The sequence below is a fragment of the Cellulomonas sp. P1_C4 genome (assembly GCF_056406355.1).
The window spans coordinates 42,383-61,788 of record NZ_JBFUAI010000005.1 but is presented as its reverse complement, the minus strand read 5'-3'; the positions used below and the strand labels follow the sequence as shown (position 1 = coordinate 61,788).

Sequence of the window (19,406 nt, the reverse complement as noted above, 5' to 3'; positions counted from 1 at the left end):
AAATCGTTATCGATAACGTTTAGTATTGCGGTTTACGTGTCATCCGGATCATGGGGACGAATCGATGCTAGCGACCCACCCGGGGCGCGCCCACCAGGCGCGCGACCGTGTACAGCGCCGTCATCTCGCGGGCACGTACTCGAACCGCTCCACGTGCGCGACCGTCGCCGTCGCGCGCCCGTTGCTGGTGGCATACGCGCCGATCCACAACCCGAGGAACCCGCCCGTCGCGACGGAGTCGAGCGCTCGCCCGTCGGCCACGGCGACGGTCACCGGCTCGGCACCCTCCGCTTCAGCCAGCAGGGAGTAGTCCTGCCCTCTGGCGCGCACGGTCAGCGTGACGGGCCCGTCGCCCGCCGCGAGCGACAGCTCTCCGAGGGTCGACTCGACGTCACCCTGTCGGTGCACGGCAACCACCCGGCGCTCGGGCCCGGTGACGAACAGCCGCACGTGGTCGCTCTCCGACTGCCGCACCGCGAGGCCGACCTCCTCCCCCGGCCCGACCGAGGCACGGACGATCGCCCGAACGTCGACGTCGACATGCTGCTGTCGAACTCCGAGGAACGCTGGCGTGACCGGATCGCTCAGGGTGCTCGGCAGCGCCCTGAGGTCCCATCCGTCGCCCCGCGCCGACGCGAACGCGGACGCCGGCCCGCGCACCGACGTCCACCGCGGGTCGTCGGGTCGCACCGTCCCGGAGGCGCGACCCTGTGCGACACCGGGAGCCGGGTGCCCGGCGAACGGCACCTCGACCTCGGGCGTGACCTGCCCGGCACCGGGAGCGAACACCGGCCACCCGTCCTCCCAGACGACAGGCACGAGGAACGTCTCACGGCCGAGGTTGTAGTGGTAGCCGCCGTACGGCCGCATGCCCAGCAGGACGGCCCACCAGCTGCCGTCCGCCGCCTGGACGAGGTCGGCGTGCCCGACGCCGACGACGTCCGACCCGATCCCGAGGTGCCGGTGGGTGAGGACCGGGTTGCCCTTGCTGCCCACGTACGGCCCGGTCACCGTGTCTGCTCGCGCGACGGAGACCGCGTGGTGGAACTCGGTGCCACCCTCCGCGGCGAGGAGGTAGTACGTGCCGTCGACCTTGTACAGGTGCGGCCCCTCCGCCCAGACGACGTTCCGCAGTGCCCCGTTCCAGATGATGTGCTCGGGCCCGACGAGCGCCATGGTCTGCGGGTCGAGCTCCCGCACCCAGATCTCGGTCTGGTCGTGCCACTCGGGCGCGCGGGCCAACCGGGCCCCGTGCACCCAGACCCGGCCGTCGTCGTCGAAGAAGATCGACGGGTCGATGCCGTCGGCGTCGAGCCACACCGGGTCGGACCACGGCCCGGCCGGGCCGGTCGCGGTCATCAGGAAGTTGCCTCCCCTGGTCGCGTCCCGTTGGTCGACCAGCGTGCAGACCAGCCAGAACGTGCCGTCGTGGTGCCGGAGCGTGGGCGCGTACAGGCCGCCCGACGAGGCGATCCCGTCGTAGTCGAGCTGGCCGGCCCTGTCGACCACGTGGCCGATCTGCTGCCAGCTCGCCAGGTCGGTGCTGCGGAAGACCGGCAGCCCGGGGAAGTACTCGAACGTCGACGTGACGAGGTAGAAGTCCTCCCCCACCCGACAGATCGTCGGGTCGGGGTAGCACCCCGGCAGCAGGGGGTTGCCGACGAGCGTCATGCCGCGACGATCTTGACTTCCACCGTCCGCGAGTCGGCGGTCGAGACCTCGTGGACGTCACCGGTGATCGCCACGACGGCGCGGGCCGTCGCCGTTCCCGGGATCTCGCGCGTCTCGGTGGCCCTGCCGTTGGAGATGACCCCGCCGGTGGACTCCCTGACGTTCGTCCCCGCGAGCGACGACGCCGCGTGCGAGCCCACCCACACCTCGACGTCGCCGGGCTCGACCACGCGGACCATGCGCCGGTCGGAGAACGCGAACCGGGTGGTGGGCACGGAGAACGTCACGCGGCTGGACGCGCCGGGCTCGAGCTCCACGCGGGAGTAGCCCAGCAGCGCGGCGACCGGCCGGGTGATCGTGCCCTGCACGTCGTGGCCGTAGAGCTGGACCGCGTCGGCGCCCGCGACGGAGCCCGTGTTGGTCACGGTCACGGCAGCCGTGAACGTGCCGCTCGACGCGACCGACGCGTCGACGACCAGGTCGGAGTAGGCGAAGTCCGTGTAGGACAGGCCGAACCCGAACGGTCGCAGCGGCGTGGAGTCGGTCGAGGTGACGTCGGACGGCCCCCCGAGGATCGGCTGCAGGTAGGAGTACGGCTGCGCGCCGGTCGAGCGCGGCATCGACACCGGGAGCCGACCGGACGGGTTGACCGCGCCCGTGACGACCTCGGCGATGGCGAGCCCGCCGCCCTCGCCGGGGAAGAACGCCTGGAGCACGGCGGCCGGGCGCGCGCCGACGCCGTCGAGCGCCCAACCGACGGCGTAGGGCCGGCCGGTCAGCAGCACCATGACGATCGGCGTTCCCGTGGCGACGAGTGCCTCGACCAGCTGCCGCTGGACGCCCGGGAGGTCGAGCGACTCCGAGTCGTTGCCCTCGCCCACGGTCCCTCGGCCGAACAGGCCGGCCTGGTCGCCGACGACGACGACCGCGACCTCAGCATCCTGAGCGGCGGCGACGGCGTCGGCGAACCCGGAGGTGTCGTCGCCCTCGACGGTGCAGCCCTCCGCGAACACGAGCTCGGGACGCGCCAGGCCGGCGCGGTCGAACGCGGTGTCGAACCCCTCCAGGACCGTCGGGATCTCGAAGCCCATCGGGAGCTCGGGGTGGTGCGCCAGCACGTGGTTGGCGAACGAGTAGCAGCCCATGAGGGCTTCCGCGCGGTGCGCGTTCGGGCCGACGACGGCGACGCGCGCCGGCGGGGAGGCCCACCCGTCGAGCGGGAGCACGTGGTCGTCGTTCGACAGCAGGACGACCGACTCCTCGGCGAGGCGCCGGGCCAGCTCCTGGTGCCGGGCCGAGTTGAGGTCGACGTCCGTCGGCGGCTCGTCCTCGAAGGCGTCGGGGTCGAGCAGGCCGAGCTCCTCCTTCTGAGCGAGGGCGCGCAGGACGGCCCGGTCGACGAACGCCTCGTCGAGCGCACCCGCGCGGACCCGGTCGGCCAGCGGCTGCAGGTAGGCGTCGCCGGTGGGCAGCTCGATGTCGATGCCGGCCTCGAGCGCGAGGGCGGCCGCCTCGCCCCGGTCGGCGGCGATGGCGTGCATGACCTGCAGGAACGCGACCGCGAAGTAGTCGGCGACCACGACGCCGTCGAAGCCCCACCGCTCCCGCAGGACGTCGGTCAGGTACTGCGTGCTCGACGCCAGGGGCACGCCGTCGACGTCGACGTAGGCGTTCATCACCGAGCGGGCACCGCCGTCGAGGACGGCCATCTCGAACGGCGGCAGGTACGTGTCGGCGATCTCGCGCGGGCCCGCGCTGACCGGCGCATGGTTGCGGCCGGACCGCGAACCCGAGTAGCCGACGAAGTGCTTGAGCGTGGCGTGCACTCCGGCCTCCTGGAGGCCCTGCACGTACGCGGTGCCGATGGTGCCGACGAGGTACGGGTCCTCGCCGATGCACTCGTCGACGCGGCCCCACCGCGGGTCGCGCACCACGTCGAGCACCGGCGCGAGGCCCTGGTGGATGCCCAGCTCCCGCATCGAGGCGCCGATCTCGCGCGCGGCCTCGTGCACGAGCTCCGGGTCGAACGACGCACCCCAGGCCAGCGGGGTCGGATACGTCGCGGCCTGCCACGCGGCCAGGCCCGTGAGGCACTCCTCGTGGACCAGCGCGGGGATGCCCAGACGCGTCTCGCGCTTGAGCCGGCGCTGCTCGGCCCACAGCCAGGCTGCGCGCTCGGCCGGGTCCACGGGGCGGGTGCCGTACACCCTCGTGTAGTGGCCGATGCCGTCGCGCGTCACGTCCCCGAGGGCGCTGGAGGCCTGCTGGCCCGCCGCCATCTCGGACTGCATGGGCGCGACGGTGCCGTTCTGGTCGAGCCAGTAGCCCACGAGCTGGGCCAGCTTCTCCTCGAGAGTCATCTGCGCGTGCAGGGCGCGCACGCGCTCGGACACGTGAGGGATGGCGGGTACGGCGTCGGCCACGGGGTCCTTCTCCTTCGTCATGACGTGGTGGTGCGTTGGTCGGCGGACGGCACGAGCCGCGCGACCACGGACGCGGCGCCGGCCGCGTCCGTCGTCGGACGCCGGTCCTGCCCGGTCAGCCCTTGACCGCGCCGGTGAGGCCGCCGACGATGCGGCGCTCGAAGAGCGTGAAGAACAACAGGGCCGGGATCATCGACAGGGACGTGAACGCGAGCACCCTCGCAGTGTCCACGGAGTACTGCGACGCGAAGGCCTGGACCCCCAGCGGGAGCGTGTAGCTGTTCTCGTTGTTGAGGATGAACAGCGGCAGGATGTAGCTGTTCCAGCTGGCGATGAACGCGAGGATCCCGACGGTCACCACGCCCGGGACGGACAGCGGGATCACCATGCGGAAGAAGAATCCGAGCCGGCTCGCGCCGTCGATCGACGCCGCCTCCTCGAGCTCCTTGGGGATCGCCCGGAGGAACGGCACGAGGATGATGACGGTCGCCGGCAGGGCGAACGCGATCTGCGGGAGGATGATGCCCGCCAGGCTGTCGCTCAGGCCCAGGCCACGGATCATGATGTAGAGCGGTGTGATGGCCACGGTGATCGGGAACATCAGCCCGGCGGCGAAGAGCGCGTACAGGGCGGCCCGACCCGAGAAGTTGTAGCGCGCGAGCACGAAGCTGGCCGCCACGCCGAGGACGACCACGCCGATCGTGGTGCCGACGGCGCAGATCACCGAATTGCTCAGCTGGCGCCAGAAGATCGGGCTGCTCAGCACCTCGGTGTAGTTGACGAGCTGCCACTTCGACGGGAAGCCCGACGGGTCGACCGTGATCTCGGCGTTCGTCCGGAAGCCGCCGATGATGATGTAGAGCACCGGAGCGATGCACAGGCCGACCAGCGCCCACGCCACGACGTAGGTGGCCCAGCCGGCACGGGACAGGCTCGGCCGCTTGCGGCCGGCCAACGGGCGCGGGGCCGTCGGGCTCAGCGGGGGCGCCGTCGTCGCGGTCATCACTTCTTTCCTTCCGTCAGGGCACCCTCGGTGTCGCGCCGCAGCACGAACCGCTGGTAGGTCAGCGCGACGATGAGCGAGATGATGAAGAGGACCACCGCGACCGCGCTGCCGTAGCCGTAGTTCGCGGCGTTGCGGCCGTTGACCACCATGTAGGTGGCCATGGTCGAGGTCCCGGCCGTCGCGGCCACGTACTGGCCCCAGATGATGTACACGAGGTCGAAGAGCTGCAGGGCTCCGATGATCGAGAGGAACGCCCAGATCCGGATGGTGGGGCCGAGCAGCGGCAGGGTGATCCGCCGCTGGGTCTGCCAGTAGCTCGCCCCGTCTATCGCCGCCGCCTCGAACAGCTCCTCCGGGATGCTCTGGAGCCCGGCCAGGAACAGGATGACGGCGAAGCCGATGTACTTCCACGTGATGATGACCATCAGCGAGGCCATCGCGACCTTCGGGTCGGAGAGCCAGTCCACCGTCCAGTTCGGGAACCCGATCTTCGTGAGCAGGTCGTTGACCGCGCCGTTGGTCTGGAGCATGAGGCTCCAGCCGGTGCCGACGATCACCTCGGAGATGACGTAGGGCACGAAGATCAGCACCCGCACGAGCGAGCGACCGCGCATCTTCTGGTTGAGCAGGAGCGCGAGCAGCACTGCGGCGGGGCCCTGGAGCACCAGGGACAGGATCACGATGACGAAGTTGTGCCGCACGGCGTCGTGGAACGTCGTGTCCTGCAGGATCGCGACGTAGTTCTGCAGCCCGACGAAGTTGGTCGGCGGGCCGAAGCCCTTCCACTTGAAGAACCCGTAGTACCCGCCCAGGAGCACCGGGAAGATGACGAACGTCAGGAACATCAGCACGGCGGGGCCCGCGAGCAGGGAGATCTCGAGGCGCTGCCGCCACGGCGAGGTCCCGACCCGGTAGACCGGGGACGACGCCGTGTCGGCGCCGTCCCCGATCGCCGAGGAACCCTCGGGCGAGGATGTCACGGCGAGATTGCCCTCGCCCGAGGAGTTGCTCATGGTGGGTGTTACTCCTTCGCTGCGGCGTCCTCGACGCCCTTGACGATCGCGGCCGAGTCACCCTGGCCGGCGAGCAGGTTCACCACGCCGGTGTTGAGCGCGTTGCCCACGTTCTGGCCGTACAGCGTGTCCAGCCACAGCGAGACGTAAGGCGCCTCGTTGTACGCCGCGAGGACGTCCTTCAGGGCCGGCTCGGTGACGACGCCCTGGGCCTCCTGGCTGGCGGGCAGCGTGTGGAACGCGTTGGCGTAGCCCTCCTGGTACTTCTTCTGCATCGCGAAGTTGAGGAACTTCGAGCACTCCGGCGGGGCGTCCTTGGAGCAGGAGAACCCGTCGAGGCCACCCATCATGGCGCCGGCCTCACCCTTGCCGCCGCTCGTCGTCGGGAACGGGAACCAGGCCAGATCGCCCAGGGGCTTCTTGTCCGGGGTCAGGGACGCGATCACGCCCGGGTCCCAGGCGCCCATGAGCTCCATCGCGGCCTGGTGGTTGGCCACCAGGCCGGCCGACGAGCCCGCACCCTGCTGGGCGGAGGTGGTCAGGAAGCCCTCGTTGAACGGCGAGGTCTTCGAGAACGCCTCGAGGTCGTCGCCCGCCTTCTTCCAGCACGGGTCGTCGAACGTCATGTCCGCGGCGGCCTTGTCCAGGGTGTCCTTGGTGCACGCGCGCAGCGCGAAGAAGTAATACCAGTGGGCCGCGGGCCACGCGTCCTTGGCGCCGAGGGCGATCGGCTGGATGCCGGCGGCCTTGAGCTTGTCGACCGCCGCCTCGAGGTCCTCGATCGACTTCGGCGTGTCGGTGATGCCCGCCTGGGTGAACAGGTCCTTCGAGTAGTAGATGCCGCCCGGGAGGATCGACATCGGCATGCCGTAGACCTTGTCGTCGATGGTGAAGGCCTTGAACGCCGCGTCGCCGACCGCGGTCTTCGTCGCGTCGTCGACCTGGACCTCCTGCGCCTGCCCGGCCTCCACGACGTCGGCCAGCTTGCCGCCGCCGCGCGCCATGAAGATGTCGGGGGCGTCACCGGAGTTGAGGGCGGTCTGGAGCTTGCCGTCCATGTCCTCGTTCTGGATGGCCTGGATCTTGATGGTGACGCCGGGGTTCGCGGCCTCGAAGTCCTTGACGGTCGACTCCCAGTAGGCCTTGCCCTCACCGGTGGTGGAGTTGTGCCAGAAGGTCATCTGGGTGTCGCCGCTGCCGGACGACCCGCCGTCGCCGCCGTCGTCGCCACCGCTACAGGCGGTGAGCCCAGCGGCACCCATCACCATGGCGGCTGAGACCGCCAGGAGCTTGCGAGCAATCATGAGATCTGTCCTCTTCGTCGAGTTGCACAGAGTGGAAAGCTGGCCCCTTGCTGGGCGAACCGCCGCTGCGCCCGGGCGGACCCGGGTCAGCCGTGCTGCCCGCACTGCTCGTCACCGCCACAGGCCGGCATCGCCGCCGGTTCTGCGCCCGCCTGGCAAGGGCGGCACCACCGTTGCGAGTGGTGCAGTCTCTTCATTCACACACGCCCGGTCTCCGCTGACGGTGGGCGCAGTCGCCACTCTGGCACCCACCCTGGCGCATCGTCAAACGTTATCGATAACGTTTTACTAACGCTCGCATCGCAGTCCGGGGTTCATGGGCGGGCCGCACCGTCGCGCCGGCTCGGGTCGACCGCCGACTCGCGCCTCACGATTCGATAACGTTATCAATAACGATGTCAGCTCCCTGGCGGACGGCGCGCGGTACCGGGCGGTGGCGACGAACACCGCGGGGTCGGCAACCTCGCGCACGGTCGAGCTGGACGTGACCGGCCGCTGACGAGGCGGCACGACGAACCCGAGGGCCGCGGATCATCCTCCACTCCGACCCGGGGCCTTCGGCCTGCTTAGGCCTGCGCCCGGTCCTGCCACGTGCAGACGCACACCTCGTTGCCCTCGGCGTCGGCCAGGACCGTGAACGCCGGCGCCCGCGTGTCGCTGACCAGGTGACCTCCCGCGGCGATCGCCGCGGCGATGCGCTCCTGCGCCTGGTCGTGCGGGACGGTGATGTCGAAGTGGATCCGGTTGCGCTGCGGCCGCGGCGCGTCCATCTGCTGGAACCAGATGGCCGGGCCGATCCCCGCGGGGTCGGTGACCTCGTCGTCGGACGTCGCGTCGTATCCCATGACGGCCGCCCAGAACGGCAGCACGGCGGGGATGTCGAGGGCGTCGATGGCCAGCTCGAGGATCTCGCTGCGGGCCACGTCGCCCGTCAGGCCCAGCTCGTCGGCCGCCGCGCTCACCGTGGCCGCGAGATCGACGTCGCGCTGCGTGAGGCCGCCGGCGTCGTGGCTCGACGTCGTGACGGTGACCTGGCCCCAGCGCAGGACGACGTCCGGGTGGTGGTTCGCCTCGTCGGCGGCGGACGCGATCCGCGCGACGAACGCGGCCGCCGTGGTGAAGTCGGGTGCCGAGAACGTGGCCCGCAGGGTCCGCAGGAGCACCCGCCAGTGCCGCGGGTCGACGGCCTCGGTGACGACGGAGTGGCGCAGGAGCGTGGTGTCAGCCATGGCGTCCACCCTGCCACCGCCCACCCACGGTCGCTCAGCGCTGCAGAGCTGCCTCGGACTCCGAGTCGGCGCCCGCCCTGATGTGCCGGGTCACCCACGGAGCCAGGGCGAACATCCCGCCGGCGAAGGGCCAGCGCGATGAGCCCGATCGTGCCGAAGTACGCGGCAGGGGTCGCGTCCGGCGTTCGTGAACAGGCCGAGCGGCTGACCGAAGAACGCCCGGTCGCTCGGCAACGTGTCGGCCTTGCGGCCGGACGGCGCTCCCCCTGACGAGCCCCCCGCTTGCGCGTCGCTCATGGCCCTCGTGGCCTCAGCCGCGAGACGGCACCACCCCGGGCGGTCCGACCCCACCGCGGCTACCGTCGCCGGGTGCCCACGATCCACTGGTTCCGCCGCGACCTGAGGCTCGCGGACAACCCCGCGCTGCTCGCGGCGGTGGCGCAGGCCCGGGCCGACGACGACGAGGTCGTGCCGTTGTTCGTCGTCGACCCCGCCCTGTGGCGCTCGTCCGGCGCGCCGCGCCTGGCGTACCTCGCGCACAGCCTGCGGGCGCTGGACGAGGCCAGCGGCGGGCGGCTGGTCGTCCGCCACGGGTCTCCGGTCGACATCGTTGCCGAGGTGGTCCGGGAGGTCGGGGCGCCCGCGGTGCACGTGACCGCGGCGACCGAGCCGAACGGCCGCCGTCGCGACGACGCGGTCGAGCGGGCGCTCACGGTGCCGCTGGTCCGGACCGGCTCCCCGTACGCCGTCGCCCCGGGCCGCCTCACCACGCAGGTCGGCACGCCGTTCCAGGTGTTCACCCCGTTCCGCGGCGCGTGGCTCGACCACGGCTGGGCATCCCCGGCTCCGGCCCCGGAGGCGCGGTGGGCCGACGTCCGATCCGACGGCGTCCCGGACGCCCCCGCGACCGACGTGCGTCTACCGCACGCCGGCGAGGCTGCCTCGCGCGACCGCTGGACGTCCTACCTGCACGGCGACCTGGCGCAGTACGCGACGCTGCGCGACCGGCCCGACCTCGACGGCACGTCGATGCTCTCGATCCCGCTGAAGTACGGCGAGCTGCACCCGCGCACGCTCCTGGCCGACCTCGCCGCCGCACCGTTCGACGTGGCGACGTTCCGGTCCGAGCTCGCGTGGCGCGAGTTCCACGCCGACGTGCTCTGGCACCACCCCGGCGCGGCGCACCGGTCGCTGCGGGCCGTCGTGCCCGACGACTCGTGGGACGACGGCGACGCATCCTTCACGGCCTGGGCGGCCGGGCGGACCGGCTACCCGTTCGTCGACGCCGGCATGCGCCAGCTGCGCGCGCTGGGCTGGATGCACAACCGGGTGCGCATGGTCGTCGCGTCGTTCCTGGTCAAGGACCTGCACGTGCGCTGGCAGCGCGGTGCCGCCCACTTCATGCAGTGGCTGGTGGACGGCGACGTGCCCCAGAACCAGCTCAACTGGCAGTGGGTGGCCGGCACCGGTCGCGACGCCGCACCCTACTTCCGGGTGTTCAACCCGGTGACGCAGGGCGAGAAGTTCGACCCCGACGGCGCCTACGTCCGCCGGTGGGTGCCGGAGCTGCGCGGCATCCCCGGACGCGCCGTGCACCAGCCGTGGCGGCTGGGGCTCGAGGCGCCCGCCGACTACCCGGACCCGATCGTCGACCACGCGGAGGAGCGCAAGGTCRCCCTCGACGACTTCCACCGCGGCCGCGGCTGACCCTCGACGAGCCCTGCCGCAGGGCGCACCGGTCGCTCCCCACCGGCCGCCGCGCGAACCAGCCCGACGTGGTGCCAGTGGTGCGGATGGGGCGCGTCGGGCGCCCCACCGGCACCGCTGGTCACAGGTGCGGCAGCCTTCGACGCTCTCAGGCGTCGACCAGCTCCGGCGTGACCGCCTCCTCCAGCGCCGCATGCGTCGCCGCGCCCGTGTTGCGGAAGTGGCCGAGCGTCGCGAGCAGCAGCCCGAGCAGGGCCCAGGACGCCAGCGCGATCCAGAGGTTCGTCGTGCCCGCGGCCGGGAAGTACGACTCGTCACGCAGCAGCGCCGCGGCGGCACCCGGGGGCATCCACTGGCCGATGGCACCCCAGGGCGCGGGGAGCATCTGCCACGGCTGCGCCGCAGACGCGATCGGGTTGGCGACGAGCAGGAAGAGCACCGGTCCGATCGCGATGCCGGGGCGGCCCACGATCGACACGAACCCGACGATGACCCCGCCGATGGCCAGGATCGCGAGCCCGATGATGCCGGCGTTGACCAGGTACGAGCCGGCCAGCGCACCGAACCAGCCCTGCAGGACGCCCGCGACCGCGAGGCCGCCGAGCGCCGAGTAGGCAGCGACCGCGGCGACCCGGCGCCACACGCCGACGACCAGGAGCGAGATCGCGATGCCGCCGATCATCCCGCCGATGACCAGGGGGAACGTGAGCGCACCGAGGATCGCGCCGCGCGGGTCGCCATCCGTGAGCGGCACGACGTCCGTGACCGGGACGGCGGTCCCGGTCTGTGCCTGCAGGGACGGCGCCAGCGCGGTGAGCTGCTGCGCGACGATCGGGCTGCCTGCCGACGCGACGAGGATCTCCGGCTGCGCACCGAGGACGACGGCGCCGTAGACCTCCCGGGTCTCGATGAGGTCGACGGCCGCCGCGCGGTCCGTGGCGGAGACGACGTCGAAGGCGCCGGGCGCGCGCTCGTCGAGCCCCTGCGCGACGGGCGCGACCGCGGCGGCCGGGCCGGCGACGGCGACCGGCAGGTCGCGCGGCTCGGACGTCACGGCCGGCCACAGGAAGGCGAGTGCCAGGACGGTGAGGACGGCGGCGAGCCCGGCACCGAGGCCGAGCAGTCGACGCCACGGGGTGTGCGGCTGCGTGTGCATGAGGGGTCCTTCCACTAAAAGCGAACGTTCCTTCTTCTGGACAACCGTCGCCCCGCCGACCGCCGTTTGTCAAGAACGATCATTCGTTTTTATAGTGGGATGTGCCTAAGGTCACCCAGGAGTACCGCACCGCCCGCCGCGACGAGATCGCCGACGCTGCGCTGCGGGCGTTCCGTCGCAAGGGCTTCCAAGCCACGTCGATGGCCGACATCATCGGGGAGTCCGGGCTGTCCGCCGGGGCCATCTACGGCCACTACCCGAGCAAGAGCGCGATCGTCGTCGACGTCGCCTCCCGCGTCGTCGGCACCCGGATCCAGGATGTCGAGCGGCTCGCGCAGGTGGACCCCATGGCGCCGCCACCGACCCTCCCCCGGGTCCTGATCGACGGCATGCTCCGCTCACTCGGCAGCCCGGGGATCATGCTGCAGCTGTGGGGCGAGGGCATGTCCGACCCCGACGTTCACGCGCTCGCGTACGACGTGATCGTGCGGCTGCGCGCGACGCTGACCGCGTACGTGTCGCTCTGGCACCAGCGGACGCACGGCACACCCGCCGACGAGGCCGCGGTGCTCGCCGACGAGCAGGTGCCGCTGCTCATCTCCGCCGTGCAGGGCTACGTGGTCCAGGCGTCGATCGTGCGCGACTTCGACGGGGAGGCGTACCTGGCCAGCGTGGAGAAGTACCTGCCGCGCTGACCGCGGCTAGGGGATCTGGCTCGCGCGGAACTCGTCCTCGAGCAGCGACATGATGATGGCGTCGCAGTACCCGGGTCCGTCGCGGTAGGCGTCGCGCTTGCGGCCCTCGACCCGGAACCCGAGGTTCTCGTAGAGCGACTTGGCCCGCGCGTTGATGCTCAGCACGTCGAGCTCCACGCGGTGCAGGGCGAGCCCGTCGAAGGCCAGCCCGAGGATCAGCTGGATCGCCTCGGTGCCGTACCCGCGACCGCGGTAGCCCGGGCGCATCGCGAGCCGCAGGTTGGCGGAGCGCACGACCTCGTCGATCTCGTTGAGCACGATCTCGCCGAGGTACTCGTCGGACGCGTTCGCGGTCACGGCGAGGTCGATCCGGCCGTCGGCCGACGAGATCGTCCGGCACCAGTGGTCGATCTCCTGGCGCGTGAACACCCGCGTCGTGCCCGTGAGCCGGTTGCCGTCGGCGTCGTTGACCGACTCCCACATCCCGTCCGCGTCGCTCGCCCGGATGGGTCGGAGCACGATCATCTCGCCCTGGAGCGTGGGCTTCTCCATCGCTGCCTCCTCGTCCCTCCGTAACAGTGGCGAACGCTACGGCCCGGGTATGGCGGGGACGTTACCGGCCGATCACGAGCGGCGGTCAGCGCCCCGCCGTCGACGGGGCGCTGACCGGTGCCGTCACGCCTTGATGCGCTCCAGCAGCAGCTCGCGGACGCGGCCGGCGTCGGCCTGCCCGCGGGTCGCCTTCATGACCGCGCCGATGATCGCGCCGACCGGACCGAGGTTGCCCGACCGGATCTTCTCGGCGATGTCGGGCTGCGCGGCGAGGGCGGCGTCGATGGCCTCGAGCAGCGGGCCGTCGTCGGACACGACCTCGAGCCCGCGCGCGACGAGCACCGTCTCCGGGTCGCCCTCGCCGGCCAGCACGCCCTCGAGCACCTGGCGGGCCAGCTTGTCGTTGATCCGGCCGTCGTCGACCAGCTTCTGCAGCTGCCCGACCTGGGTCGGCGTCACGGGCAGGTCCGCCAGCTCGACCTCCTGCTGCTTGGCCGTGCGGGCCAGCTCGCCCATCCACCACTTGCGCGCGGCGGCCGGGCTGGCCCCCGCGGCGATCGTGGTCTCGATGAGCTCCACGGCCCCTGCGTTCACGACGTCGCGCATCTCCGCGTCGGCGTACTCCCACTCGCCCTGCAGCCGTCGGCGTCGGGCGGCCGGCAGCTCGGGCAGGCCGGCGCGGATCTCCTCGACCCACGCGCGGTCCGGGGCGATCGGGACCAGGTCCGGCTCGGGGAAGTACCGGTAGTCCTCCGCGTCCGACTTCACGCGGCCCGACGCCGTGGTGCCGGTGTCCTCGTGCCAGTGCCGCGTCTCCTGGATGATCGCGACGCCGTCGTCGAGCACGCCCGCCTGGCGGCTGACCTCGTAGCGCACGGCCCGCTCGACCGACCGGAAGGAGTTGACGTTCTTGGTCTCCGTGCGGGTGCCCAGCGGCGAGTTCGGCGTCGGTCGGATCGAGACGTTGACGTCGGCGCGCACGTTGCCGCGCTCCATCCGCGCCTCGGAGACGTCGAGCGCCCGGAAGATGTCGCGCAGCGTCTGCACGTAGGCGCGCGCGACCTCGGGCGCCCGCTCCCCCGCGCCGGTGATCGGCTTGGTGACGATCTCCACCAGCGGGATGCCCGCGCGGTTGTAGTCGACCAGCGAGTACTCGGCGCCGTGGATGCGCCCGTCGGAGCCGCCGATGTGCGTGTTCTTGCCGGCGTCCTCCTCCATGTGCGCGCGCTCGATCTCGACGCGGAAGATGCTGCCGTCGTCGAGCTCGACGTCGACCCAGCCCTCGTAGGCGATGGGCTCGTCGTACTGGGACGTCTGGAAGTTCTTCGGGACGTCCGGGTAGAAGTAGTTCTTCCGCGCGAACCGGCAGGTCTCGGCGATCGAGCAGTTCAGCGCGAGCCCGATGCGGATCGCGTACTCGACGGCGACGCCGTTGACGGCCGGCAGCGCGCCGGGCAGGCCGAGGCTCACCGGCGTGACCTGCGTGTTCGGCTCGGCGCCGAACGTCACCTCGGCGCCGTCGAACATCTTGGTGCGCGTGCCCAGCTCGACGTGCACCTCGATGCCGATGACCGTGTCGTAGCGCGCGACGGCGTCGTCGTAGTCCACCAGCGTGCTCATCGGGCGACCTCCAGCTCAGGAGCCTTGAGCAGCAAGGGCCCGCCCCACTCGTTCTCCAGCAGCGCCTCGAGCGCGGCACCGACGCGGTACAGCCGGTCGTCGGCCTTGGCGGGTGCCAGCACCTGGAACCCGACCGGCAGGCCGTCGTCGGACAGCCCGCTCGGCAGCGACAGGCCCGGCACGCCCGCGAGGTTGGCCGGGATGGTCGCGACGTCGTTGAGGTACATGGCCAGCGGGTCGTCCAGCTTCTCGCCCAGCTTGAACGCCGTGGTCGGCGCCGTCGGGGAGACCAGCACGTCGGCCGTCTCGAACGCGGCCGTGAAGTCACGCTGGATGAGCGTGCGGACCTTCTGCGCCGAGCCGTAGTACGCGTCGTAGTAGCCGGCCGACAGGGCATAGGTGCCCAGGATGATCCGGCGCTTGACCTCGTCGCCGAAGCCCTGGCCGCGGGTGGCGGCCATGACGCGCTCGGCGGTCGGGTTGTCCTCGGGGATGACACGCAGCCCGAACCGCATGCCGTCGAACTTGGCGAGGTTGCTGGACGCCTCGGCCGGCAGGATCAGGTAGTACGCCGCGAGCGCGTACGTGAAGTGCGGGCAGGAGACCTCGACGATCTCGGCGCCCGCGCCGCGCAGCAGCTCGAGCGACTCCTCGAACCGCGCGAGCACGCCGGGCTGGTAGCCCTCGCCCTGCAGCTCGCGGATGACGCCGACGCGCACGCCCGACAGGTCGGCCTTCGCGCCCTGCTGAGCGGCCGCKACCAACGCCGGCAGGGGCTCGTCGATCGACGTGGAGTCGCGCGGGTCGTGCCCGCCGATGAGCTCGTGCAGCAGCGCCGAGTCGAGGACCGTGCGGGTCACGGGACCGGCCTGGTCCAGCGAGGACGCCAGCGCGATGAGCCCGTACCGGGAGACCCCGCCGTAGGTCGGCTTCACGCCGACCGTGCCGGTGACGGCCGCGGGCTGACGGATCGAGCCACCCGTGTCCGTGCCGATGGCCAGCGGGGCCTCGTACGCGGCGACCGCCGCGGCGGACCCGCCCCCGGACCCGCCGGGGATCCGGTCGAGGTCCCACGGGTTGTGGGTGTTGCCGTAGGCGGAGTGCTCGGTGGACGACCCCATGGCGAACTCGTCCATGTTGGTCTTGCCCAGGATGGGCAGCCCCGCGGCCTTGATCTTCTCGACGAGCGTCGCGTCGTACGGCGGGATCCAGCCCTCGAGGATCTTCGATCCCGCGGTGGTCTCCAGGCCCTTGGTGACGACGACGTCCTTGACGGCGATCGGCACGCCGGCGAGCGCGTGCAGCGACTCCCCGGCGGCGCGGCGCGCGTCGACGTCGGCGGCCGTGGCGAGGGCCGCCTCGCTGCTGACCTGCAGGAACGCGTGGATGGCGCCGTCGACGTCGGCGATCCGGTCGAGGTGGGCCTGCGTCGCCTCGACGCTGGACACCTCCTTCGCGGTCAGCTTGTCCGCGAGCGCGGCGGCGGAGAGGCGGGTGAGGTCAGCACTCATGAGTCCTCCCCCAGGATCTGCGGCACAGCGAACTTGCCGTCGATCTGGGCGGGCGCGGACGCCAGCACCAGGTCCCGGTCGACCGGCGTGACCGGCACGTCAGGACGGAACACGTTGGTCAGCGGCAGGGGGTGGCTGGTGGCCGGCACGTCGGGCGTGGCGATCTCGCTCACGCGGGCGACCGACTCGACGATGACGTCGAGCTCGCCCGCGAGGCGGTCGAGCTCCGCCGGTGTGAGGTCGATCCGTGCCAGGCCCGCCACGCGCGCGACCTCGTCGCGAGAGAGGGTGGACATGGCTCGGAGTCTAGTCGGGCCGGGCCTCCGGCCCGGCGCGAGCTGAGATCTGGACCTGCGCACGAGCTGCCCACCTTGTGCTGCCCGTCGACCGCAGAGGAACATCGCCTCGACGACGCGGAGCACAGTCACACCGGTGCACGTCGGAGCTGCGGTGAGCGGGTGGACGGGATGAACACCACGGAAGCATCTCGGGCGCTCATGGCGCGTTACTTCGGGGACCTGAAGGACGGTGACCTCGGTCGCGACCTGACCGAGGACGTCACCTGGACCAACGAGGAGACGGGCCAGCTACTCCAGGGCCGGACCGCGGTCACCGCCTTCGTCCGCACGCTGCACGTGCAGATGGGCGAGCTCACGACGCGCACGTACATCGTGGACGACAACGCCGCGATGATCGAAGGCGACTGCCTGCCGGTCGTCGCTGGGGCCACACCAGCAGACCGGCTCCCGTACGTCGTGGTCTACGACCTCACGCCTGACGGCATCGCTGCCGTGAGGTTGTACATGTCGATCACGCGGTTGCCTCTCGGCACGCTGTCGCGGGATGCGCGCCTCGTCTCGCCGCCCGCGTGAGTGCCGGTGACAGCTAGACCCGGTCGGCCGCCGCGAGGACGAGGGCCAGCAGCGCCTGGGCGTACGCGTCGGCCGCCTCGTCGGCGCTGAACACCTGCTCCGGCCGCCCTGCGACCTCGATCAGCACCTGGTACCCGCCGTAGGTGGAGCGGGCGAGGCTGCGGAACGTGCCGCCCAGCAGGTCACGCAGCTGGTCCTCGCGCGGCAGCCACAGCGCGTCCTCCTGCGCCACCGAGTCGAGCGCCCACTCGGTCGTGCCGTTGAACCCCAGCACCGTGCCCGTCGGGTAGTCGTGCGGCTCGACCACCATGTCGGAGATGGTGAACACCTGGTCCTCGAGCGTGCGCACGGCGAACCTGTCGCCGGGGCGCGGGTGCCAGCGCAGCCCGGCCTCGTGCAGCTGCTGCGCGAGCGCGCCCGAGATCATCCCACCAGTATCCGCCGCCTGCGCCCGCGTGTCCTGATGGTCTGTCAGCGCGCGCTGAACGCCGCGTCGAACGCGGCCTCGGGCGGGTCGAACGCGTTGCGCCGCACGAACTCGAGCGCCTCGGGCGCGCCGAGCAGCCGGTCCATCCCCGCGTCCTCCCACTCGACCGAGATCGGGCCGTCGTAGCCGATGGAGTTGAGCGCCCGGAACGACGCCTCCCACGGCACGTCACCGCGCCCGGTGGAGACGAAGTCCCATCCGCGACGCAGGTCCGCCCACGCGAGGTGCGAGCCGAGCCGGCCGTTGCGGCCGTTGCCCAGCCGAAGCTTCACGTCCTTGCAGTCGACGTGGTAGATCCGGTCACGGAACTCGAGGATGAAGTCGACGGGGTCCAGCTGCTGCCAGATGAAGTGGCTCGGGTCCCAGTTGAGCCCGAACGCCTCGCGGTGGCCGATGGCCTCGAGCGTGCGCACGCAGGTCCAGTAGTCGTAGGCGATCTCGCTGGGGTGCACCTCGTGCGCGAACCGCACGCCGACCTCGTCGAAGACGTCGAGGATCGGGTTCCAGCGGTCGGCGAAGTCCTGGTACCCGGCGTCGACGGCCTCCTGCGAGACCGGCGGGAACATCGCCACGTACTTCCAGATGCTCGACCCGGTGAAGCCCACGACCGTCTTGACGCCGAGCTTCGCGGCGAGCCGCGCGGTGTGCTTCATCTCCTCGGCCGCCCGCTGCCGGACGCCCTCGGGGTCGCCGTCGCCCCACACGACGTCGGGGAGGATGTCGCGGTGCCGCTGGTCGATCGGGTCGTCGCAGACGGCCTGACCCTTGAGGTGGTTCGAGATGGCGTAGACCTTCAGCCCGTACTTCTCCAGCAGCGCGAGCTTGCCGGCCACGTACTCCTCGTCGTCCCAGCGCCAGGGGTCCAGGTGGTCGCCCCAGCACGCGATCTCGAGGCCGTCGTAGCCCCACCCCGACGCGAGGCGCGCGACCTCCTCGAAGGGCAGGTCGGCCCACTGGCCGGTGAACAGGGTGATCGGTCGGGTCATCGTCAGCTCTCCTTGTTCACGGGTGTCCAGGTGCTGTCGTTCGCGGCGGACCGCTCCACCGCGTCGAGCACGCGTTGGACGACGAGTCCGTCGGCGAAGCTGGGCACCGGCTGCCGGTGCTCGGCGATCGCAGTGATGAGGTCCACCGCCTGGTGGGTGAACGCGTGCTCGTACCCGAGGCCGTGGCCCGCCGGCCACCAGGCTGCTACGTAGGCGTGCTCGGGCTCGGTGACGACGATCCGCCGGAAGCCGGCCTCGGCGGCCGGCTGCGACGCGTCGAAGTAGTGCAGGACGTTCATGTCCTCGAAGTCGAACGCGAGCGAGCCGGCCGACCCGTTGATCTCGAGCCGGATGGCGTTCTTGCGGCCCCACGCGAACCTCGTTGCCTCGAACGTCGCCAGGCCCCCGCCGGACATCCGGCCGAGGAAGATCGCGGCGTCGTCCACGGTGACCGGACCGGTCTGGGTGCTCGACGCGGTCCCGTGCAAGCCGCCGAACGAGTCGGCGACGGGCCGCTCCTTGACGAACGTCTCGAGCACCGCGGACACGCCCGTGACCGACTCCCCGGTGACGAACTGGGCGAGGTCGACGATGTGCGCGCCGATGTCCCCGAGGGCCCCCGAGCCTGCCTTCTGCTTGTCCAGCCGCCACGACAGCGGCGCCTGCGGGTCCGCGATCCAGTCCTGCAGGTACTGCGCGCGCACGTGCCGGACGGTGCCGATGCGGCCGTCCGCGACGAGCGTGCGGGCCAGCTGGATCGCGGGCACGCGGCGGTAGGTGAAGCCGACCATCGCGAGGCCGTCGCTGGCCTCGGCCGCACGGACCATCGCCTCGGCCTCCTCGACGGAGTTGGCCAGCGGCTTCTCGCACAGCACGTGCTTGCCGGCCTCGAGCGCGGCGATCGCGATCTCGGCGTGGGTGTCGCCCGGGGTGCAGATGTCGACCAGGTCGACGTCGTCACGGGCGACGAGCGCCTTCCAGTCGGTCTCGGTACTCGCCCACCCGAGCTTCGCGGCGGCCGCCTCGACGGCCTCCGGAGAACGACCGGCCACCACGGCCATGTCGGGGTGCATCGGCAGGTCGAAGAACCGGGGTGCGTTTCGCCAGGCCTGAGAGTGCGCGATCCCCATGAACGCGTACCCGATCATGCCCACGCCCAGGCGCGGGGGTGCTG

General features: G+C 71.5%; 17 protein-coding genes. 3 read left to right on the top strand and 14 right to left on the bottom strand.

Annotation, left to right across the window (positions count from 1 at the left end; translation table 11 throughout):
- Window positions 1-120: 120 nt before the first annotated feature.
- From AC1DYZ_RS04965 to AC1DYZ_RS04940, 6 genes are all read right to left on the bottom strand, one after another.
- Window positions 121-1,671 (bottom strand): glycoside hydrolase family 43 protein, encoded by a 1,551-nt coding sequence (locus AC1DYZ_RS04965; RefSeq protein ID WP_477064097.1) that lies wholly within the window; start codon window positions 1,669-1,671, stop codon window positions 121-123.
- Window positions 1,668-4,115: a beta-xylosidase/alpha-l-arabinosidase gene (locus AC1DYZ_RS04960; RefSeq protein WP_477064096.1), complete on the bottom strand. Its 2,448-nt coding sequence runs from the start codon at window positions 4,113-4,115 to the stop codon at window positions 1,668-1,670. Before AC1DYZ_RS04960 ends, AC1DYZ_RS04965 begins: the two co-directional genes overlap by 4 nt.
- Window positions 4,116-4,209: 94 nt before the next feature.
- Window positions 4,210-5,097 (bottom strand): carbohydrate ABC transporter permease, encoded by an 888-nt coding sequence (locus tag AC1DYZ_RS04955; protein ID WP_477064095.1) that lies wholly within the window; start codon window positions 5,095-5,097, stop codon window positions 4,210-4,212.
- On the bottom strand, window positions 5,097-6,113 hold the full coding sequence (locus AC1DYZ_RS04950; RefSeq protein WP_477064094.1) for a carbohydrate ABC transporter permease: 1,017 nt from the start codon (window positions 6,111-6,113) through the stop codon (window positions 5,097-5,099). The genes AC1DYZ_RS04955 and AC1DYZ_RS04950 overlap by 1 nt, the downstream gene beginning before the upstream one ends.
- A gap of 8 nt (window positions 6,114-6,121) precedes the next feature.
- The gene (locus tag AC1DYZ_RS04945; protein ID WP_477064093.1) at window positions 6,122-7,417 is read right to left on the bottom strand and encodes an extracellular solute-binding protein; all 1,296 of its coding nucleotides are present in this window, start codon (window positions 7,415-7,417) and stop codon (window positions 6,122-6,124) included.
- A 566-nt stretch (window positions 7,418-7,983) separates the two neighbouring features.
- Entirely contained in the window at window positions 7,984-8,646 is a 663-nt protein-coding gene (locus AC1DYZ_RS04940; protein WP_477064092.1) for a VOC family protein, read from the bottom strand.
- Window positions 8,647-9,015: 369 nt separating this feature from the next.
- Between AC1DYZ_RS04940 and AC1DYZ_RS04935 the strand changes: the two genes are divergently transcribed.
- On the top strand, window positions 9,016-10,353 hold the full coding sequence (locus tag AC1DYZ_RS04935) for a cryptochrome/photolyase family protein (RefSeq protein ID WP_477064091.1): 1,338 nt from the start codon (window positions 9,016-9,018) through the stop codon (window positions 10,351-10,353).
- 148 nt (window positions 10,354-10,501) lie between these two features.
- Here the strand turns inward: AC1DYZ_RS04935 and AC1DYZ_RS04930 are convergent, their stop codons facing one another.
- Entirely contained in the window at window positions 10,502-11,509 is a 1,008-nt protein-coding gene (locus AC1DYZ_RS04930) for a hypothetical protein (RefSeq protein WP_477064090.1), read from the bottom strand.
- Window positions 11,510-11,610: 101 nt separating this feature from the next.
- Here AC1DYZ_RS04930 and AC1DYZ_RS04925 point away from each other — a divergent pair, with 101 nt between their 5' ends.
- Complete coding sequence (locus AC1DYZ_RS04925) at window positions 11,611-12,204, top strand: TetR/AcrR family transcriptional regulator (protein ID WP_477064089.1); 594 nt, start codon at window positions 11,611-11,613, stop codon at window positions 12,202-12,204.
- A 6-nt stretch (window positions 12,205-12,210) separates the two neighbouring features.
- Here AC1DYZ_RS04925 and AC1DYZ_RS04920 read toward each other — a convergent pair whose 3' ends face one another.
- The 4 genes from AC1DYZ_RS04920 to gatC form a co-directional block, all read right to left on the bottom strand.
- Entirely contained in the window at window positions 12,211-12,756 is a 546-nt protein-coding gene (locus AC1DYZ_RS04920; RefSeq protein ID WP_477064088.1) for a GNAT family N-acetyltransferase, read from the bottom strand.
- A 123-nt stretch (window positions 12,757-12,879) separates the two neighbouring features.
- On the bottom strand, window positions 12,880-14,376 hold the full coding sequence (gene gatB, locus AC1DYZ_RS04915) for an Asp-tRNA(Asn)/Glu-tRNA(Gln) amidotransferase subunit GatB (RefSeq protein WP_477064087.1): 1,497 nt from the start codon (window positions 14,374-14,376) through the stop codon (window positions 12,880-12,882).
- Complete coding sequence (gene gatA / locus AC1DYZ_RS04910; RefSeq protein WP_477064086.1) at window positions 14,373-15,887, bottom strand: Asp-tRNA(Asn)/Glu-tRNA(Gln) amidotransferase subunit GatA; 1,515 nt, start codon at window positions 15,885-15,887, stop codon at window positions 14,373-14,375. The genes gatB and gatA overlap by 4 nt, the downstream gene beginning before the upstream one ends.
- Window positions 15,884-16,183 (bottom strand): Asp-tRNA(Asn)/Glu-tRNA(Gln) amidotransferase subunit GatC, encoded by a 300-nt coding sequence (gatC, locus tag AC1DYZ_RS04905; protein ID WP_456846127.1) that lies wholly within the window; start codon window positions 16,181-16,183, stop codon window positions 15,884-15,886. Before gatC ends, gatA begins: the two co-directional genes overlap by 4 nt.
- 171 nt (window positions 16,184-16,354) lie before the next feature.
- Here gatC and AC1DYZ_RS04900 point away from each other — a divergent pair, with 171 nt between their 5' ends.
- Window positions 16,355-16,759: a hypothetical protein gene (locus tag AC1DYZ_RS04900; RefSeq protein ID WP_477064085.1), complete on the top strand. Its 405-nt coding sequence runs from the start codon at window positions 16,355-16,357 to the stop codon at window positions 16,757-16,759.
- A 13-nt stretch (window positions 16,760-16,772) separates the two neighbouring features.
- Here AC1DYZ_RS04900 and AC1DYZ_RS04895 read toward each other — a convergent pair whose 3' ends face one another.
- The 3 genes from AC1DYZ_RS04895 to AC1DYZ_RS04885 are packed head-to-tail and all read right to left on the bottom strand — an operon-like array spanning window position 16,773 to window position 19,380.
- On the bottom strand, window positions 16,773-17,186 hold the full coding sequence (locus AC1DYZ_RS04895) for a pilus assembly protein CpaE (protein ID WP_477064084.1): 414 nt from the start codon (window positions 17,184-17,186) through the stop codon (window positions 16,773-16,775).
- A gap of 44 nt (window positions 17,187-17,230) precedes the next feature.
- The gene (locus tag AC1DYZ_RS04890) at window positions 17,231-18,232 is read right to left on the bottom strand and encodes a sugar phosphate isomerase/epimerase family protein (RefSeq protein WP_477064083.1); all 1,002 of its coding nucleotides are present in this window, start codon (window positions 18,230-18,232) and stop codon (window positions 17,231-17,233) included.
- A 2-nt stretch (window positions 18,233-18,234) separates the two neighbouring features.
- On the bottom strand, window positions 18,235-19,380 hold the full coding sequence (locus tag AC1DYZ_RS04885; protein ID WP_477064222.1) for a Gfo/Idh/MocA family protein: 1,146 nt from the start codon (window positions 19,378-19,380) through the stop codon (window positions 18,235-18,237).
- Between the last annotated feature and the right edge of the window lie 26 nt (window positions 19,381-19,406).

Bases quoted from the DNA above. Each gene is read 5' to 3' on its own strand.
- AC1DYZ_RS04965 (WP_477064097.1), bottom strand. From the start codon at position 1,671: ATGACGCTCGTCGGCAACCCCCTGCTGCCGGGGTGCTACCCCGACCCG.
- AC1DYZ_RS04960 (WP_477064096.1), bottom strand. From the start codon at position 4,115: ATGACGAAGGAGAAGGACCCCGTGGCCGACGCCGTACCCGCCATCCCT.
- AC1DYZ_RS04955 (WP_477064095.1), bottom strand. From the start codon at position 5,097: ATGACCGCGACGACGGCGCCCCCGCTGAGCCCGACGGCCCCGCGCCCG.
- AC1DYZ_RS04950 (WP_477064094.1), bottom strand. From the start codon at position 6,113: ATGAGCAACTCCTCGGGCGAGGGCAATCTCGCCGTGACATCCTCGCCC.
- AC1DYZ_RS04945 (WP_477064093.1), bottom strand. From the start codon at position 7,417: ATGATTGCTCGCAAGCTCCTGGCGGTCTCAGCCGCCATGGTGATGGGT.
- AC1DYZ_RS04940 (WP_477064092.1), bottom strand. From the start codon at position 8,646: ATGGCTGACACCACGCTCCTGCGCCACTCCGTCGTCACCGAGGCCGTC.
- AC1DYZ_RS04930 (WP_477064090.1), bottom strand. From the start codon at position 11,509: ATGCACACGCAGCCGCACACCCCGTGGCGTCGACTGCTCGGCCTCGGT.
- AC1DYZ_RS04920 (WP_477064088.1), bottom strand. From the start codon at position 12,756: ATGGAGAAGCCCACGCTCCAGGGCGAGATGATCGTGCTCCGACCCATC.
- gatB (WP_477064087.1), bottom strand. From the start codon at position 14,376: ATGAGCACGCTGGTGGACTACGACGACGCCGTCGCGCGCTACGACACG.
- gatC (WP_456846127.1), bottom strand. From the start codon at position 16,183: ATGTCCACCCTCTCTCGCGACGAGGTCGCGCGCGTGGCGGGCCTGGCA.
- AC1DYZ_RS04900 (WP_477064085.1), top strand. From the start codon at position 16,355: ATGAACACCACGGAAGCATCTCGGGCGCTCATGGCGCGTTACTTCGGG.
- AC1DYZ_RS04895 (WP_477064084.1), bottom strand. From the start codon at position 17,186: ATGATCTCGGGCGCGCTCGCGCAGCAGCTGCACGAGGCCGGGCTGCGC.
- AC1DYZ_RS04890 (WP_477064083.1), bottom strand. From the start codon at position 18,232: ATGACCCGACCGATCACCCTGTTCACCGGCCAGTGGGCCGACCTGCCC.
- AC1DYZ_RS04885 (WP_477064222.1), bottom strand. From the start codon at position 19,380: ATGATCGGGTACGCGTTCATGGGGATCGCGCACTCTCAGGCCTGGCGA.